General features: G+C 37.0%; 17 protein-coding genes. 12 read left to right on the top strand and 5 right to left on the bottom strand.

The genetic code is table 11. The features are described from left to right. Positions 1–7: 7 nt before the first annotated feature. Positions 8–1,978: an ABC-F family ATP-binding cassette domain-containing protein gene (locus ACQV18_RS06925; protein WP_428892795.1), complete on the bottom strand. Its 1,971-nt coding sequence runs from the start codon at positions 1,976–1,978 to the stop codon at positions 8–10. A 214-nt stretch (positions 1,979–2,192) separates the two neighbouring features. Between ACQV18_RS06925 and ACQV18_RS06920 the strand changes: the two genes are divergently transcribed. The 7 genes from ACQV18_RS06920 to ACQV18_RS06890 all read left to right on the top strand — a co-directional run bounded on the left by ACQV18_RS06920 (position 2,193) and on the right by ACQV18_RS06890 (position 9,370). Continuing rightward, positions 2,193–2,843: a redox-sensing transcriptional repressor Rex gene (locus tag ACQV18_RS06920; RefSeq protein ID WP_428874003.1), complete on the top strand. Its 651-nt coding sequence runs from the start codon at positions 2,193–2,195 to the stop codon at positions 2,841–2,843. A gap of 175 nt (positions 2,844–3,018) precedes the next feature. Beyond that, on the top strand, positions 3,019–3,285 hold the full coding sequence (locus ACQV18_RS06915; RefSeq protein WP_428874005.1) for a co-chaperone GroES: 267 nt from the start codon (positions 3,019–3,021) through the stop codon (positions 3,283–3,285). A gap of 51 nt (positions 3,286–3,336) precedes the next feature. Further along, entirely contained in the window at positions 3,337–4,953 is a 1,617-nt protein-coding gene (groL, locus tag ACQV18_RS06910) for a chaperonin GroEL (protein ID WP_428874006.1), read from the top strand. A gap of 237 nt (positions 4,954–5,190) precedes the next feature. Next, positions 5,191–7,071, top strand: a complete 1,881-nt coding sequence (locus ACQV18_RS06905; protein ID WP_428892793.1) for a polysaccharide biosynthesis protein — start codon at positions 5,191–5,193, stop codon at positions 7,069–7,071. A 1-nt stretch (position 7,072) separates the two neighbouring features. Further along, positions 7,073–7,819 (top strand): YveK family protein, encoded by a 747-nt coding sequence (locus ACQV18_RS06900; protein ID WP_428876469.1) that lies wholly within the window; start codon positions 7,073–7,075, stop codon positions 7,817–7,819. A gap of 1 nt (position 7,820) precedes the next feature. Continuing rightward, positions 7,821–8,579, top strand: coding sequence for a CpsD/CapB family tyrosine-protein kinase (locus tag ACQV18_RS06895; RefSeq protein ID WP_428874009.1), 759 nt, complete (start codon positions 7,821–7,823; stop codon positions 8,577–8,579). Between the two features lie 5 nt (positions 8,580–8,584). After that, positions 8,585–9,370, top strand: coding sequence for a tyrosine-protein phosphatase (locus ACQV18_RS06890; protein WP_428876468.1), 786 nt, complete (start codon positions 8,585–8,587; stop codon positions 9,368–9,370). Between the two features lie 69 nt (positions 9,371–9,439). On the opposite strand, the gene ACQV18_RS06885 is transcribed toward ACQV18_RS06890, so the two are convergent. Further along, positions 9,440–9,955, bottom strand: coding sequence for a hypothetical protein (locus ACQV18_RS06885; RefSeq protein WP_428874012.1), 516 nt, complete (start codon positions 9,953–9,955; stop codon positions 9,440–9,442). A gap of 288 nt (positions 9,956–10,243) precedes the next feature. Between ACQV18_RS06885 and ACQV18_RS06880 the strand changes: the two genes are divergently transcribed. After that, positions 10,244–12,190, top strand: a complete 1,947-nt coding sequence (locus ACQV18_RS06880) for a LysM peptidoglycan-binding domain-containing protein (protein WP_428892792.1) — start codon at positions 10,244–10,246, stop codon at positions 12,188–12,190. Between the two features lie 73 nt (positions 12,191–12,263). Here ACQV18_RS06880 and ACQV18_RS06875 read toward each other — a convergent pair whose 3' ends face one another. The 3 genes from ACQV18_RS06875 to ACQV18_RS06865 form a co-directional block, all read right to left on the bottom strand. Further along, the gene (locus ACQV18_RS06875) at positions 12,264–13,526 is read right to left on the bottom strand and encodes an NAD(P)/FAD-dependent oxidoreductase (protein WP_428892791.1); all 1,263 of its coding nucleotides are present in this window, start codon (positions 13,524–13,526) and stop codon (positions 12,264–12,266) included. 95 nt (positions 13,527–13,621) lie between these two features. Continuing rightward, complete coding sequence (locus tag ACQV18_RS06870) at positions 13,622–14,185, bottom strand: hypothetical protein (RefSeq protein WP_428874016.1); 564 nt, start codon at positions 14,183–14,185, stop codon at positions 13,622–13,624. A gap of 68 nt (positions 14,186–14,253) precedes the next feature. Beyond that, positions 14,254–14,784, bottom strand: coding sequence for a 3H domain-containing protein (locus ACQV18_RS06865; protein ID WP_428892790.1), 531 nt, complete (start codon positions 14,782–14,784; stop codon positions 14,254–14,256). A 207-nt stretch (positions 14,785–14,991) separates the two neighbouring features. Here ACQV18_RS06865 and rplM point away from each other — a divergent pair, with 207 nt between their 5' ends. The 4 genes from rplM to ACQV18_RS06845 all read left to right on the top strand — a co-directional run bounded on the left by rplM (position 14,992) and on the right by ACQV18_RS06845 (position 16,612). After that, positions 14,992–15,435 (top strand): 50S ribosomal protein L13, encoded by a 444-nt coding sequence (gene rplM, locus ACQV18_RS06860; RefSeq protein WP_090289634.1) that lies wholly within the window; start codon positions 14,992–14,994, stop codon positions 15,433–15,435. Positions 15,436–15,446: 11 nt separating this feature from the next. Continuing rightward, positions 15,447–15,839, top strand: coding sequence for a 30S ribosomal protein S9 (gene rpsI / locus ACQV18_RS06855; protein WP_090289633.1), 393 nt, complete (start codon positions 15,447–15,449; stop codon positions 15,837–15,839). A 125-nt stretch (positions 15,840–15,964) separates the two neighbouring features. Then, positions 15,965–16,318 (top strand): DUF5684 domain-containing protein, encoded by a 354-nt coding sequence (locus ACQV18_RS06850; protein ID WP_428874019.1) that lies wholly within the window; start codon positions 15,965–15,967, stop codon positions 16,316–16,318. Between the two features lie 153 nt (positions 16,319–16,471). Beyond that, complete coding sequence (locus ACQV18_RS06845) at positions 16,472–16,612, top strand: hypothetical protein (RefSeq protein WP_428892789.1); 141 nt, start codon at positions 16,472–16,474, stop codon at positions 16,610–16,612. The last annotated feature ends 20 nt before the right edge of the window (positions 16,613–16,632 follow it).

The following is a 16,632-nucleotide window of genomic DNA, read 5'->3' as shown; positions in this document are numbered from 1 at the left end:
TTTAAATTTATTTTAAATCGGGGTATTTTTCAAGATAGTCTTCAATAGCCAGACTGTATTCTTCCCATTGTGTAACTAACTGATTACTAGTTTCTTGCTTTTCTTTTATTTTCTGATCAATAGCAATTAATGCTTGATGATCGTTAGCATTTGCTGCTTCAAGCATCATTTCTTTATCTTTTTCGATCATTTCTTCAATAGCTTCGTTATCAGTCCAAGCTTCGTCTGCTAATTTCTGTAGTCTTCTTAGTTCACTTTTTATTTTTTTATTTTCTTCATAAGACAGCTGACCAGCAGAGATAAGTTCTTCTTTTTGCCCATTCTTATTTTCCTCAGCTGCTTCAAAGGCTTCAATTTCTTCTTTTTTAGCTAAATAGTAATCATAATCGCCAAGATAAAGCTGGCTCTTGTCAGCAGCTATTTCTAAAACATGAGTAGCAATCCGATTAATAAAGTAACGATCATGAGAAACAAATAGCAGCGTTCCGTTAAAGTTAATGAGTGCTTCTTCTAAGACTTCTTTCGAATCAATATCTAAGTGGTTGGTTGGCTCATCCAACAATAGGGTATTATCGTGATCAGCCGCTAAAAGAGCTAAGGCTAAACGAGCTTTTTCACCACCACTGAGCAGACTGACTTTCTTTTCCACCGTTTCTCCACTAAAAAGAAAAGAGCCTAAAATGGAACGGATTTTCCACTCATCTGTTGTATCATGAGCACGCCAAAGGGTCTCGAGTACGGTAACGTCGCCAGACAGATGGTTGACGTTTTGGTCGTAGTAGCCAATTTGGACATTGGTTCCCTTCTTAATTGTACCATCGATAACTGGAAGATAGCCTAAAAGAGTTTTTAGAAGAGTTGTTTTCCCAATTCCATTAGGACCAACAATAGCGATAGCATTTTGCTTGGTCAGGTCAAGGTTGATGTTTTGACAAAGAACATCTGTAGGAGAATAACCAATACTCAAATTTTCTGCCTGAATAACTTTTTCACCCGATTCTTTGGCAATTGAAAATTGAATACGAGGAGCCTTAGCATCTTGTTTAGGTGCTTCAATGCGGTCCATCTTTTCTAACTGTTTGCGTCGGCTTTGGGCTCTTTTAGTAGTGGAAGCACGGGCAATGTTTTTTTGGACAAATTCTTCTAAACGATTAATCTCAGCTTGCTGTTTGAGATATTGTTTTTGAGCGTGTTCCATGCGAGCTGCTTTTTCTTGGACATAAAAAGAATAATTACCTTGATAATGATGTAGATGGTGGTCGCGAATTTCATAGATTTGAGTTGCGACTTTATCTAAAAAATAGCGATCGTGAGAAACGATTAAAAGTGCGCCTTGATAGGTGGTTAAAAACTTTTCTAACCAGCTTAAAGTCTGCATGTCTAAATGGTTGGTAGGCTCATCCAGAATTAATAAGTCATAGTCTTGTAATAAGAGTCTGGCTAAGGCGATACGAGTCTTTTGGCCTCCGGATAGACTTTGAATAGGTTGATCATAATCCTCCGGATAAAAACCAAACCCATGAAGAACAGTTCGAATAGTAGATTCGATTTGATAGACATTTTTTGCTTGTAATTCCATTTGAATTTGATCATATTGGGCCAAGGTCTCTTGATATAAAATAGATTGAGTATCACCTTGATCAGCTAGATTCGCTAGTTTGTCAGCAATTTCTTGGGCTTGGTCTCTCATAACTAATTTTTTAGAAAAAAGAGACAGCATTTCATCCCAAACAGTTAAAAGAGAATCTACTGCTATATGTTGTTCTAAGTAACCGATGTTTAGCTTTTTAGCACGACTAAATTGACCATCATTGATGGGTTCATCACCAATGATTTGTTTAATTAGAGTCGACTTACCCGTTCCGTTACGTCCGACCAATGCAATTCGGTCACGTTCTTGAATCGAAAAGTTAACGTCTTCGTATAAAGTCACATCGGCAAAACGACGACTGATATTGTTTGCTTGTAGTAAAATCACGGGCCATCCCCCTTTGTTCAATCACTCCCATTATAGCACGCTTATTAAACTCTCACTAGTTTCGATTCAACTGGCTTTTTAAAAAGTTTGTGAATTTTTTTAAAAAAAGACTCTCTACTGATTGGCATTATCTTCGTTTGATGATATACTAGACTTATCAAATTGTGAGAAAACACACAAACAAGTGAAAGTTAGGATGAACGGAGGAAGTAGAATGGTGAAAGAAATCCCACGAGCGACGGCCAAGCGTTTGCCAATTTATCATCGTTATTTGCGATACTTATACAATGCTGGTAAGACGCGCATTTCATCAACCGAACTCAGTGATGCTGTTAAAGTTGACAGTGCGACCATTCGGCGTGATTTTTCTTATTTTGGAGCCCTTGGGAAAAGAGGCTATGGTTATGATGTGGAATATTTGCTTCAGTTTTTTGGGAAGACACTCAATCAAGATCGTCTAACAACCACTGCCTTGATCGGAGTTGGATCATTAGGGAATGCCTTATTAAACTATAACTTTAGAAAATCTAATAATGTCAGAATTGGTGCCGGTTTTGATGTCAATCCTGATTTGATTGGAACTGTCCATTCGGGCATTCCTATCTATTCGATTGATGAGTTAGAAGAGCAATTAGAAATCCAAGCAATCGATGTGGCTATCTTAACTGTTCCTCAAGAATATGCAGACGAAATAATGGAACGATTAATAGCTGCTGGTATAAAGGGAGTTTTGAACTTTACCCCATTACGTTTTGAAGTACCTGAAAGTGTTCGCGTACAAAATGTTGATTTAACCAATGAACTGCAGACCTTGATTTATTTCATTAACCAAGAAGAAATTGCTGATCAGTTAGCAAGAGAATAGAAAATGATTGGACTTCTTACTATTTATAGTGAGAAGTTTTTTTATGGTTTTAGGAAAAAATAATGAGATTTTTATATCTATTTCTTGCTTTTTAATCAAAGATGGTCTAATATATTAATTGTGATTAGCACTTATATCAACAGAGTGCTAAATAATAAAATTTGGAGGGATTTTCATGTTGAAACCTTTAGCAAAACGTATTGTTCTAAAACCAAAGGAAGTCGAAGAAACAACAGCAAGCGGCTTTGTGTTACCTAGCTCTGCTCAAGAAAAACAACAAATTGGTGAAGTAGTATCGGTTGGTCCTGAAATAGAATCAGAAGACGGAATTAAAGTTGGCGATCAAGTTATCTATAAATCTTATTCAGCGACCGAGATTGAAGACCAAGGTGAAAAATTTATTATTATCGAATTAAAAGAAGCTTTAGCAATTATTGAATAAAAGATATTTAATAAAGAACTCAATAGAAAAAGATATAAAGGAGCGGTATAAATGGCAAAAGAATTGAAATTCTCAGAAGACGCACGTGCAGCTTTATTGCGCGGGGTAGACTTATTAGCAGATACGGTTAAAACAACAATGGGCCCTAAGGGACGTAACGTTGTCTTAGATAAGACTTACGGATCTCCACTTATTACAAACGACGGGGTAACCATTGCGCGTGAAATAGAATTGGAAGACCGTTATGAAAATATGGGTGCTCAATTAGTGCAAGAAGTAGCTTCAAAAACCAATGATATAGCTGGAGACGGAACAACGACTGCCACTGTTTTAACTCAAGCAATTGCACGTGAAGGAATGAAGAACGTTACAGCAGGTGCTAACCCAGTTGGTATTCGTCGTGGAATTGATAAAGCAACTAAGACAGCTGTAGCAGCTTTAAAAGAATTATCACAACCTGTATCTTCTAAAGAAGCGATTGCACAAGTAGCAGCTGTATCATCAGGAGACCAAAAGGTTGGCGAATTGATTGCTGATGCTATGGAAAAAGTCGGCAACGATGGTGTAATCACTATTGAAGATTCTCAAACCATTGAGACTGAATTATCAGTTGTAGAAGGTATGCAATTCGATCGTGGTTACTTATCACAATATATGGTAACCGATAATGAAAAAATGATTTCAGATTTAGAAAATCCATATATCTTAATTACAGACCGCAAGATTTCTAACATTCAAGATGCGCTTCCAGTATTAGAAGCAGTAATGCAATCTGGCCGTCCGTTATTGATTATTGCTGAAGATGTTGAAGGGGAAGCTTTACCAACTTTAGTTTTAAATAAATTACGCGGAACTTTAAATGTAGCTGCAGTTAAAGCACCAGGATTTGGAGACCGTCGTAAAGCGATGTTAGAAGATGTTGCGATTCTTACTGGAGCTACTGTAATTTCTGAAGAATTAGGCTTTGAATTAAAAGATGCAACCATCGACCACTTAGGTTCAGCTGGAAAAGTGACTGTGACTAAAGATGACACAACGATTGTTGAAGGTGCTGGTTCATCCGAAGCTATTAAAGAACGTGTAGCTTTAATTCGTCACCAAGCAGAAGAAACTACTTCAAGCTATGACAAAGAAAAATTACAAGAACGTTTAGCCAAATTAGCTGGTGGTGTAGCAGTCATTAAAGTCGGAGCAGCAACTGAAACCGAACAAAAAGAAGTTAAATTACGTATTGAAGATGCATTAAATGCCACTCGCGCTGCTGTTGAAGAGGGAATCGTAGCGGGTGGAGGAGCAGCTTACTTAATCATTAAAGATCAAGTAGCTGCCACAGAAACAGAAACTGATGATGAAGCAACTGGGGTGAAGATTGTGGTTCGTGCTTTAGAAGAACCTGTTCGTCAAATTGCTGAAAATGCAGGTCGTGAAGGCTCAGTGATCGTCAATAAAATTATTTCTTCAAAAGAAGGAACAGGCTATAATGCAACAACGGATCAGTTTGAAGATATGATTCAATCTGGTATTGTTGATCCAACTAAGGTAACTCGTTCAGCCTTACAAAATGCTGCATCAGTAGCAGCTTTATTATTAACAACTGAAGCTGTCGTAGCTGAAATTCCTAAAGACGAACCTGAAATGCCTGCCCAACCAGGTATGGGTATGATGTAAGTCAATTAAATAAATTGATTAGGCAAACGATTTAAGGTGGTTTTAACCTTAAATCGTTTGCTCTTTTTATTTTCCTGACTATAATTAGATAGTTTTAATGAAATTTGTCCTTAAACACATTGAAAGTGCCTAATAATATCGGTAAAATGATAGAGATAATATGGCTATCAAAATTAGGACGTACTAGAGAAAGATAATGTTCTATATAGCTAATAGATTATAGTGAGGAATGAAAGCATGTTAAGAAACCAAGAGATGTTATCACTTCGTTTCGTTCAATGGGTAGAAAACCTACCTTTTGCCCACAAACGATTGATATGGGCAGTCAGTGACCTTTTAGCTTTTTGTCTAGCAACAATTGTTGCTTTAGTCATTTTTTTAGGTATATTCAAAGTCCCAATGCAGTTTTATGTGGGACATTTATTATTGTCCTTTGGTTTATATTATGCAGTCTCTAAGCATTTTAAAGTCGATTCACGTATAAAGCGCTATGCGACTATGGTCGACTTTTCGCTTTTATTTTTAATTGTTATTTTTGCCAATTTAGTTTCTGGGTTGATTTTATCTACAGTGCTTAAATGGCTCTCTTTTCGCTATTTAATTATAGTAGCAGGTCTAGCAGGAGTTGCAATCAGTGCTTTACGAATATTATGGCAATATATTTATCACACTAAAAACAGAGTCACTAATATCGATAACAAAAATAGAGAAAATATTGTATTAATTGGAGCAGGAGACGGTGGATCACTTTTTATGAATGCTTACCAACGTCATCCAAGAAACGAAAAAGTGGTTGCTATCCTAGATGAAGACCACTCTAAAATTGGTATGAACATAGGAGGCGTCGAGGTAGTAGGGGGCTTAGAACAACTTACGGAATTAACTAAGCAGTACAATATCGTAAAAGCTGTCATTGCTATTCCTTCCCTGAAACCAGAAAAATATGAAGAGATACTTCGTTATTGTAACGAATTAGGTGTGCGCGTCTATAATATGCCAAAAGTTGAAGACGTTTTATTAGGAATCCATCAACCAAAAGAATCCATGCGTGAAATTAAGATTTCAGACCTTTTGGGCCGTCAGGAAATCGAACTAGACGAAATTGCTATGAGAAAGGAATTAGAAGGGAAAACCATTCTAATAACGGGAGCAGGAGGGTCTATCGGATCTGAAATAACCCGTCAAATTTCTAAACATAATCCAGCAAAAGTTATTTTATTAGGGCATGGGGAGAATTCTATCTATCTTATCTATCATGAAATGATTAAAACTTATAACGAACGTATGATTCAATATATTCCGGTTATTGCGGATATCCAAGACTATGACCGTCTATTAGAAATATTTAAAGAATATCAACCTGATATTATCTATCACGCGGCTGCTCACAAACACGTACCTTTAATGGAAGCTAACCCGGTCGAAGCTTATAAAAATAATATTTTGGGCACATACAATGTCGCACGAGCTGTCGATCAAGCTAGAGTGTCTAAAATGGTAATGATATCTACGGATAAAGCGGTCAATCCCCCTAATATTATGGGAGCGACTAAACGAGTAGCTGAGTTAATTATCACTGGCATGAACAAGCAGTCAGCATCCCTTTATTGTGCAGTTCGTTTTGGAAATGTACTGGGCAGTCGAGGCAGTGTTGTTCCTGCTTTTAAAAAGCAAATAGCCGCTGGAGGTCCTGTGTTAGTTACAGATTTTAGAATGATTCGCTATTTTATGACTATTCCAGAAGCCAGCCAATTAGTTGTTTTTGCTGGAACTTTTGCCCAAGATGGTGAAGTTTTTATCCTTGACATGGGGGAACCTGTTAAAATTCTTGATTTAGCCAAGAAAATGATTCTCCTTTCCGGGCATACAGTTGAAGAAATCGGTATTCGAGAGTCAGGTATTCGACCAGGTGAGAAGCTTTATGAAGAATTATTGACCGGATCAGAACTTGTTGAAAATCAATTAAATGATCAAATATTTGTTGGAAAAGTTGTACCAATTCCACTACAAGAGACTTTGGAATTTGTCGAAAGTTTGAAAGAGGCGGTTCATCAGCCTAAAATTATGAAAGAAAAGATAATAAAATTTGCTAATGATAGCACACAATACGGAGGTTAACATGCAACAAGAAGAAATTAGCTTAAAAGATTTATGGAAATTATTTACTAAGCATGCTTTTAAAATATTTAGTTTAATTCTCTTAGGGATCATTTTGGCGATTGCTTTTATGATTTTATTTGTAACACCTAATTACCGCTCAACGGCTCAGCTTTTAGTGAATCAATCAGAAGAGCGAATGGGACAATCGCCTATCCAATACAGTGAATTACAAGCTAACTCACAGTTGATTAATACTTACCGCGATATTATCACGGGTGACAGTGTTCTTAATCGAGTGAGCGATGATGCCAATAAGGCTTATTCGGTAGGAGATTTAAAAGATGCTATTACGGTGGAACAATCACCAAACTCACAAGCTTTTTATGTTTCCGTTCAGCTTGAGTCTCCTCAAGCTGCTCAAAATGTTCTTTATAATGTGATTACAGTTTTTGAAGAAACAGTCAGCGATATTTATGGGGGAGAAGATACCAACATTTTTATTCTTTCTCCAGCTTCTTTTAACCCAAACCGAGTTTCTCCTAGTTTGCCAATTTATTCAATTATTGGGGCCCTAATGGGTCTGGCGATTGCCATCTTAATTATTTTATTATCCGAAATTTCTGACACAACCGTCAAAGATGATGAATTTATGGCAAGTCTAGGAATGAATGATTTAGGACATATTTATCAACTTTCAAATAAAGAAATGAAAAGTTCTCGTATAGCAAGTAGTAAATCACAAAAACGGACTAGAAAGAAGGTTTAGCATGTTTAATACTCGAAAGAAAAAAGAAAGCAAATTATTAAAAGATCAAGAATTTGGAACCTCTTTAATTACTTATACATCTCCTCAATCTATTAATGCGGAGCAATTCCGTGCCATCCGTACGAATATTGAATTTGCTCAAGTCGATCGGAAGCTTAAGAGTTTACTAATTTCTTCTTGTATTCCGGCTGAAGGCAAGTCGACCGTTTCAGCAAACTTAGCGGTTGTTATGGCTCAAACAGAGAAAAAGGTTTTGATTGTTGATGCGGATATGCGTAAGCCAACCCTTCATCGAACTTTTAGAATCGATAATAAAGAAGGACTGTCAACCTTAATTGCCAATCCTGAGGTCAAATTTAATCAGGTAGTTCAACATAATCCCGAAACAGGTCTTTACTTATTGCCGTGTGGACCTATTCCGCCGAACCCTTCAGAATTACTCGGTTCAGCTCGTATGACATCCATTATGCATGAGTTGAATCAATATTTTGATTTGATAATCTATGATACGCCACCTATTACTGCTGTGGCTGATCCACAAATTTTAGCAACACGTGTGGATGGTATTTTGATGGTATTACGTTATGGCTATGTTCGTCGTGAGGAAGTACGCCAAGCGAAAGAAATCTTAGATAATGTCAATGCGAATATTTTAGGATATGTTATGAATGGTGTTCCGCGTGAAGAAGGATCAGGCTATTATTCATATTATGGTTATGGTTACGGTCATGATTCCGAAAAAGATAGCAAGGGTGAGTAATAAAAATGATTGTTGATTTACATTCACATCTTATACCCGGAGTAGACGATGGGGCGCAAACGCTAGAAGATTCTATTCACCTAGCTAAAATGGGTCAAGAAGAAGGGGTCCAACATATTGTTTTAACCCCCCACCATCGTAATGGTCAATTTATTAATCATAAAGAGGATGTTATAAAATTTACGGACAAATTATCTGCTGATTACGAAAGAGCTGGCCTACAAGTTAAAGTGTATCCCGGTCAAGAAATACGCTTAACCAAGCAATTTATGGAAGATTATTATAATGGTGATTTATTATCTCTAGATGGATCGGATAAATATTATTTGATTGAATTTCCAACTGTTAAAGTCCCAGAATTTGCGCCTAAAATGTTATTGCAGTTAATTGATATGGGAATAACACCTTTAATTGCGCATCCAGAAAGAAATCATCAATTAGCTGAAAATTATGAGGATTTATATGACTTAATTCAGATGGGATGTTTATCACAAATCACTTCTTCTTCTTATGTGGGCTTATATGGTGAAAAATTTCAAAAAACAGCAAGAGAAATGCTTGAACTTAATTTAGCACATGTTATTGCTTCTGACGTCCACCATGTGGATTTTCGACCATTTAATATGAAGGCTGCATTTAATCAACTAGAACAAGATTTTGGTCAGGCAAAGGTCGACTACTTCTTACAAAATGCTCGGGATATCTTTAACGGAGATCCCATTCATAAGTTAGAAGCTAAACACTCAAAATCAATAAGAAAAAAGAAAAAAAGATTCTTTGGACTCTTTTAAAAAACTTGATTGTCGTTTAGTAGCGACAATCAAGTTTTTTTATTTTCTAACTAAAAAGTTTATGCCTATTTATAGGCTGAAATCTACAAAGCGATTAAAAGAGTAGATAGAAGGAGGGTTATGAGGGCGATTGCTATTAAAAGATAAAGCTTGGTATCGAATGGATAAGGGATAGATAAAAGATAAGTTACGATCAGTATTTAATTGATAGTAGAAGAAGCCGTATTTGATAACCGTTTGTCGATTAGTATGATCTTCGAGTGTATTAAAATAGGAGCAATAGCGTAAATTGAGCCAAAGAAGGCTATCTAAACAACTATTAAAAGGAATGAAGAGGTGTTGGTCTTGGAGTATATTGTGTGAAATTTGTTCTAAGGATTGGTTGGAGTACCAAAAATCTCCGTTGCTATCAATGATTAGAGTATTAACATTGATATGGGCTGAACTTAAGTCGCATAAGAGTATGGGGATAATTGAATAATGAGATGGGAGGTAATGAGCTTTACTTAGCGCTTGATGAAGAAATGCAAAATAATGACGATGACACGGAGCAACTTTAATACTTATCTTAAAATTTAACGACAAGAATATCACCACCAAAAAATATTTATCAAACAAGTTGAAAATACCATATAGTAATTCTTATTTCAATAGAAAGGCGAACCAAAATAGCCACTTATATAAAATTTTATATAGCATAAGGATTCATATAAAAAAATAATAAATTGAATAGATAATCTTACTGTCGTGTTAATAATTAATGACAAAAGTATGAATCTAAAATGATTTCCGCTAGAATAACTTTGCCTGCTTATTGGGGCATGTTATACTATAGTTACTAAACAAAACTATTAAAAAAGGGGGTTCTCATAGATGAAGAAAACAATTCAACAGCTGATCAATAAATCGGCTATTTGCTTGTCTGTTATCACTTTAATGGGCTTGACTCAAGCATCAGCCAATACCACCCATGTGGTCGAAAAAGGCGATACGATTTATAGCATAGCTCGTAAATATGGTTTGTCTGAACAAGACTTAATGGCTTTAAATGGCTTATCAAGTACAACTATCGATATAGGTGCTCAATTGATTGTGAGTATGGATGGAGGAGACAAAAGTAGTAATCAAGAGGAGGCAGGTTATTATGTCGTAAAAAAAGGGGATACCCTCTATTCCATTGCAAATAAATTCGGTTTATCCGTCGATCAATTACGATCTTTTAATGGTCTCACAGGTAACTATATAGATGTAGGTGATCGGTTAGCTTTAAATGGTTCAAATACAACAGATCAACCAAGTCAGCCACCGGTAGTGAAAGAAGATCCAGCCACTTATGTGGTTCAAAAAGGCGACAGTCTTTATAAAATTGCTAATGCCTACGGCTTAACGGTTAGTCAGTTAAAAGCTATGAACGGGCTGTCCTCCGACTTTATTGATGTAGGGGACTTATTAGCAGTAGCTGATGGAGGAACTACTTCTGTAACACCTGGGGGATCTAATCAAGGATCCAACAATCAAGGTTCGTATGTTGTTAATAAAGGCGATAGCCTTTATACCATTTCTTTAAGATATGGTGTGACTGTTAATCAGTTAGTGGCATGGAACGGCTTAGTTTCAGATTTAATCTATCCGGGAGATAAACTAGCAGTAACATCTAACGGATCAACTGATCTTACAAATCCCAACCGTCCAAGTCAACCGTCTTACTCATCCAATGCTTACACGGTTGTGGCGGGGGACAACTTTGATACTATTGCTCAAGCCTATGGTATGACTGGCCGTCAACTGATGGCTTTTAATGGTCGAACAGATACCATGATCTACCCTGGTGAAGTGATTTATTTACCAAGCTCAGGCTCCAATTATGTACCAAGTCAAACTAACACAACTTCTAATAACTCAACAGGTAATCAATTAACCACCACGCCAGATACATCCAGTGATTCTCAACCACAAAGCGATGGGCTAGGTATTAATAATGAAAAACCAAAGACTCTTAAAAAGGAGCCGCGCGAAGTGAATATTCGCAAACCTAAAACTTTACAAAAAGATGAAGATAAACTCACTGATCCGAGAACCAAGGCGCTAGATCCTGAAAGTATTGACTTGCCGACTCATGAAGTGACTGAAGGGGAAAAATTGGCTGATATTGCAAAGGCTAATGACATTAATGAAAATGATTTACGCCAATGGAACGGCCTCTTAAATGATGCGATTGAAGTAGGAGATATTCTTTACTTGAAGGATCCAAGCCAAGCGATTACAGTCTTTAAACAAGCTCGCCCATTAGAAGAAATTTATCCAATTAAGCATACTTTAATGGAAGACGAAAGAATTCAAGACTTATTAGAGGTTTACCCAGTAACAGAAGCTCAAATTATTGAATGGAGCGAATTAGAAGAAGGTAAAGAAATTGAGCAAGGAACAGAATTAACCCTTTCCCATCCTGAAAAGGCACCGAGTATTTATAAGGTGACTGAAGAAGATTCCTTAGAAAGTATAGCGAATCAATTCGAAGTTTCGGTTGAAGCGCTTCGTGAATGGAACGGTTTACTTGACAACGTGGTCTATATTGGTGAAGAAATTGCTGTCACTAATCCATGGGTAGACTACCATCAAGTAGCTCCTGGCGAGACACTCGAAGTTTTAGCAGACAAGTATGAAGTAAGTATTGACCAATTGAGACAGTGGAACGATTTACCAGCTGAATCAATGGTTGTAAATGGCGTGTTAATTGTATCGAATCCGAAAGCTTTTGAATTAGAAGATGAAGATAAGGATAGCGACGCTGAGAGAACTGAAGAAACAAGTGCTGAATAAAAATAGATAAAGACAAAAAACATCGCAAGCCTTGGCTGCGATGTTTTTTATTGCAATGAAAAATATAAACTCTTTACGAAGAAAGACTGAACCAAGCCGCGTGTTGTCCAGAAACAGCACCTGTTGCAAAAGCAGCTGTAATGTTATAGCCACCTGTATATCCATTAATGTCAATGATTTCACCACAGAAATAGAGGCCTTTCATTAATTTAGACGCCATGGTTTGAGGGGTGATTTCTTTTAAGTTAACCCCTCCACCCGTTACAAAACCTTTTTCAAGTGGTTGACTGCCATAAACAGTGAGTGGAAAAGCTTTGACTCGTTTCCACAGCGCTTCTTGAATAGAATGGTTGACTTGCTTATAAGCTGACTTTTCTTGGATTCCTACTTGTTTTTGAATCAAGCCATTTAGTTTGTCAGGTAACCATTGGCGCAGAATGTTATCAACTTGCTTTTCTCTTTGTTCTTCTGCCAGTTTCTTGAGCTCTTCATATGAAATATATGGGATAAGATCAATGGTTAGATTCGCAATTTTTTCTTGGCTTTCTTTAAGGTATAAATTGACATGGCCGGAGCATCTTAAAATAGCTGGTCCTGAATAACCAAAGTGGGTAAAAATCATATCCATTTGATGGGAAACAATTGTTTCCCCTTTTTTATCTAGTACTTTGACATTAACGTCCCTCAATGAAATACCTTGTAATGACTTGTCTTGAATAAAGGAATCGTTGGATAATAAGGGGACTTCAGTGGCATAAAAATCCGTCAAACTGTGACCAGCGTCTTTGGCCCACCGATAGCCATCTCCCGTCGAACCGGTGCGAGGATAGGCCTTGCCGCCTGAGGCCAAGATGACAGCTTTGGCAGTATATGTCGCTTTGCTGGTTTGAACACCTCTAACAGAAGCTGTTTCTTGATTATACAGAACTTCTTCAACAGGTTCACCAGCAATTACTTCAATGGCATAATGTCTCATCTCATTAATTAAACAGTCGCGAATGGTGCGAGCAGAGTTCGAAATGGGAAACATCCGCCCATGATCTTCTTCTTTTAAGCGAACACCTCGTGTTTGAAAAAAATCGATTATATCTTGTGAATCAAATTGTTCTAATACAGAATAAAGAAACTTACCATTACCTGGAATATGGTCAATGAATACTTCACGAGGTGAACGATTGGTGACATTACAGCGGCCTCCTCCGGTAAGAATTAATTTGCGTCCTAATTTATAATTTTTTTCAAGTAACAGCACACGCGCGCCATTCATGCCAGCGTGGATTGCTGCCATCATTCCGCTAGTGCCTCCACCAATAACAATAACATCAGGGCGATTCATCATTTTCCTCCTCGCTAGGCATTTGTTTTGATTGTATCATAGGAAAAAAATAAAAGGCAAAGTGTTTCCACTTGCCTTTTAGTATATAGAATTTACTATACCATTGGATAGACAGGAATTTTAGCTCGTGTTGCTAATTGTTTAGCGAAATAATCACTTAAGAAATAATCAACCATGCCGTGGATAAGAGTTCCTCCACCCACTAGAACAATTAAAACATATAAGAAGTTTTCACTGGCTTGGCTAAAACCTACTTGGGTGATCACATAGACGACGAATACTTCAGCAACTGCATGAATTAAGTTGATGATGAAAGAAAACGTCCATTTATTGCGACTTGTTGCTAACCATTGCGGTTTTTGTTGAAGCATTTTAGCGCCAACAAAAGCAAATACAACGTGCGAAGCAGCTCTTGCAACAATAATCATAGGAAAGCCAGCTAATTGAAATCCCAGACTAGTACCTAAACTTACTAAAACAGCTGTAAAAGGCGAAATAAACATGGCCATAAAAATTGCCACATGACTAGCCAAAGTATAAGAAGCAGGAGGAATCACAATTTTAAGTGGCATAACCATTGGTATGATAATACCAATTGCTGTGAGTAAGCTAGCGAACGTCAATTGGCGTGTTTTAGATAAGCGAGTAGTTTGAGACATAAGAACCTCCAAAAAATTTACTATAAAAGCAGTTTAACAACAATCTATAATGGTGTCAAGACACCTGTCTATACATAGAGGATTTTTTCTTGTGACAAAGCATTTTCGATTAGCTTAAATTCTTTTAGACTAGGCACCTGTATGGTATGTGAATGAATACCATCCGTTAAGGATGCTAACATTTCACCTTCATAAGTTGCCATACGTTCTAGAAAGGCTTCAAGATCAGCTTGCGAATGAATATGAAGGGTAGCAGACAATAAACCATAAACCGGATGCTCTATTTGCACATCAAGTACTTTACCTTGATAGGCTAATATTGTTTCTAACTCTAGCCGCATTTGACTATCATCATGACGACAAACAATCACCCCCGTATACCCCTTAGTAGCAGTATTGTTAATCGGGGAAGAAGGAATTAAATATCCTTGATTAGTGGCTAAAATTTCTACTTTATGATGGGCACGTAATAAAGCAATATCTCCAACAATTATCTGACGACTGACTTGATAACGACTAGCTAACTCATTGGCCGTTATCGCTTCGCTTTGTTCTTTTAAGAATGCTAAAATGGCTTGGCGTCTTTCTTGAGCTTTCATAAATTTCACTTCCTTTGAAATGATTATACCACGAAGGCAAATGACTGTTGATCGAAAGCAAAATAAATTTGAAGCAGTGTGAGAAAATCGCTTGACATTAGGGGTTAATAAGGAATATAATAATGGACGGTATTGTTTACCCCACACATGAGCCCCGGAAACTCATCGTAACCGTAAACAACTAGACAAATATTGGAGGAAAACAACGTGCGTCAAACATATATGGCTAAAAAGAACGAAGTTGAACGCAACTGGGTATTATTAGATGCCACAGACATCCCATTGGGACGCCTTTCAACTGTTGTTGCATCAATCTTACGCGGAAAAAATAAACCCACCTATACCCCACACGTGGATACGGGTGACTTTGTAATCGTAATTAACGCTGAAAAAATTGCCTTAACGGGTAAAAAAGCGACAGACAAGAAATATTATAACTACTCAGGACATCCTGGTGGAATGCGTGTCACTACAGCAGGTGAAATGCGCGACAAGAAACCTACACGCTTAATCGAACGGTCAGTAAAAGGAATGTTACCAGATAATCGTTTAGGTCGTAAACAATTCACTAAACTTTTTGTCTATGAAGGTTCAGAGCATAACCATGCCGCTCAACAACCTAAAGAATTAGACATCAATACATTAATATAAGGAGGGATTAAATGGCTACAGTACAATACTTAGGAACAGGTCGTCGTAAAAACTCATCAGCACGCGTACGCTTAGTACCAGGAACTGGTGAATTCACTGTGAATGGGAAGCCTTTGGAAGAATACATTCCATTTGCTCACTTACACGAAGTAATCAACCAACCATTCAACGCTACTGAAACTTTAGGATCTTACGATGTTATTGTGAACGTAAAAGGTGGAGGCTTCTCTGGTCAATCAGGTGCCATTCGTCACGGAATCGCACGTGCACTATTAAACGTCGATCCAGACTTCCGTCCTGCATTAAAATCAGCTGGACTTCTAACACGTGACCCTCGTATGGTAGAACGTAAGAAACCAGGTCTTAAGAAAGCTCGTAAAGCTTCACAATTCTCAAAACGTTAATCGTTATTATATCAACGTTTCAAGACACTTTCCTTTATTGGAAGGTGTTTTTTGTTTTTAAATTTTATTTGTTATTTTTAATTTTATATAGTATACTTAAAAAATATAAGAAGGAGAGTGAGTAAATGGGAAATATGTCAGACGGTTTTTCAAGTATACTATACATGGTATTTGTAATTATTTTTATTGTAGGTATGTGGAAACTTTTTGAAAAGGCTGGTGAAGCTGGGTGGAAGTCACTGATCCCTATTTATCAACTATATATTCAATTTAAAATTGTATACGGTAATGGATGGAAAGTGTTATGGCTATTAGTTCCGCTAGCAAATATCTATTTTATCATCATGTTTTGTTTAGACTTAGCAAAAGTGTTTGGAAAGGGTGTTGGATATGGTCTCGGGCTTCTTTTCGGATTCCCACTTTTTTCAGTAATTTTAGGCTTTGATGATTCAGAATATTTGGGACCAAAACGTAAATAAATGATGCACCTATTTTTATTATATGAATATCATTTATACTTAAACATCTTCCGTTAGGGAGATATCAGTATGTAGATAAAACCCTCTAGATCACAACTTATAGTGATTTAGAGGGCTTTTTTATGTATAATAAAAAGAAAATGGGTGATTTCCATGATGTCAGTTAATGCCGATAGTAAAATATTTGAAGCACGTAATCAGATCGCTTTTCATGCCCTTGAAGAACTCGTTCTTGAAGACCATCTTCTGAGAAAAATCTTGGCTCTTTGTCAAATAGGGTTGATGAGTAGGTGAGGTAACCGACTGGTTACTTC

It is taken from the genome of Facklamia sp. P9177, from assembly GCF_050409585.1.
Classification (GTDB): domain Bacteria; phylum Bacillota; class Bacilli; order Lactobacillales; family Aerococcaceae; genus Facklamia.
This window is presented reverse-complemented; position numbering and strand designations above follow the sequence as displayed.

Excerpts from the sequence above, each read along its gene's own strand:
- ACQV18_RS06920 (WP_428874003.1), top strand. The coding sequence starts at position 2,193 with ATGGTGAAAGAAATCCCACGAGCGACGGCCAAGCGTTTGCCAATTTAT.
- ACQV18_RS06915 (WP_428874005.1), top strand. The coding sequence starts at position 3,019 with ATGTTGAAACCTTTAGCAAAACGTATTGTTCTAAAACCAAAGGAAGTC.
- groL (WP_428874006.1), top strand. The coding sequence starts at position 3,337 with ATGGCAAAAGAATTGAAATTCTCAGAAGACGCACGTGCAGCTTTATTG.
- ACQV18_RS06905 (WP_428892793.1), top strand. The coding sequence starts at position 5,191 with ATGTTAAGAAACCAAGAGATGTTATCACTTCGTTTCGTTCAATGGGTA.
- ACQV18_RS06900 (WP_428876469.1), top strand. The coding sequence starts at position 7,073 with ATGCAACAAGAAGAAATTAGCTTAAAAGATTTATGGAAATTATTTACT.
- ACQV18_RS06895 (WP_428874009.1), top strand. The coding sequence starts at position 7,821 with ATGTTTAATACTCGAAAGAAAAAAGAAAGCAAATTATTAAAAGATCAA.
- ACQV18_RS06890 (WP_428876468.1), top strand. The coding sequence starts at position 8,585 with ATGATTGTTGATTTACATTCACATCTTATACCCGGAGTAGACGATGGG.
- ACQV18_RS06880 (WP_428892792.1), top strand. The coding sequence starts at position 10,244 with ATGAAGAAAACAATTCAACAGCTGATCAATAAATCGGCTATTTGCTTG.
- ACQV18_RS06875 (WP_428892791.1), bottom strand. The coding sequence starts at position 13,526 with ATGAATCGCCCTGATGTTATTGTTATTGGTGGAGGCACTAGCGGAATG.
- ACQV18_RS06870 (WP_428874016.1), bottom strand. The coding sequence starts at position 14,185 with ATGTCTCAAACTACTCGCTTATCTAAAACACGCCAATTGACGTTCGCT.
- ACQV18_RS06865 (WP_428892790.1), bottom strand. The coding sequence starts at position 14,784 with ATGAAAGCTCAAGAAAGACGCCAAGCCATTTTAGCATTCTTAAAAGAA.
- rpsI (WP_090289633.1), top strand. The coding sequence starts at position 15,447 with ATGGCTACAGTACAATACTTAGGAACAGGTCGTCGTAAAAACTCATCA.
- ACQV18_RS06850 (WP_428874019.1), top strand. The coding sequence starts at position 15,965 with ATGGGAAATATGTCAGACGGTTTTTCAAGTATACTATACATGGTATTT.
- ACQV18_RS06845 (WP_428892789.1), top strand. The coding sequence starts at position 16,472 with ATGATGTCAGTTAATGCCGATAGTAAAATATTTGAAGCACGTAATCAG.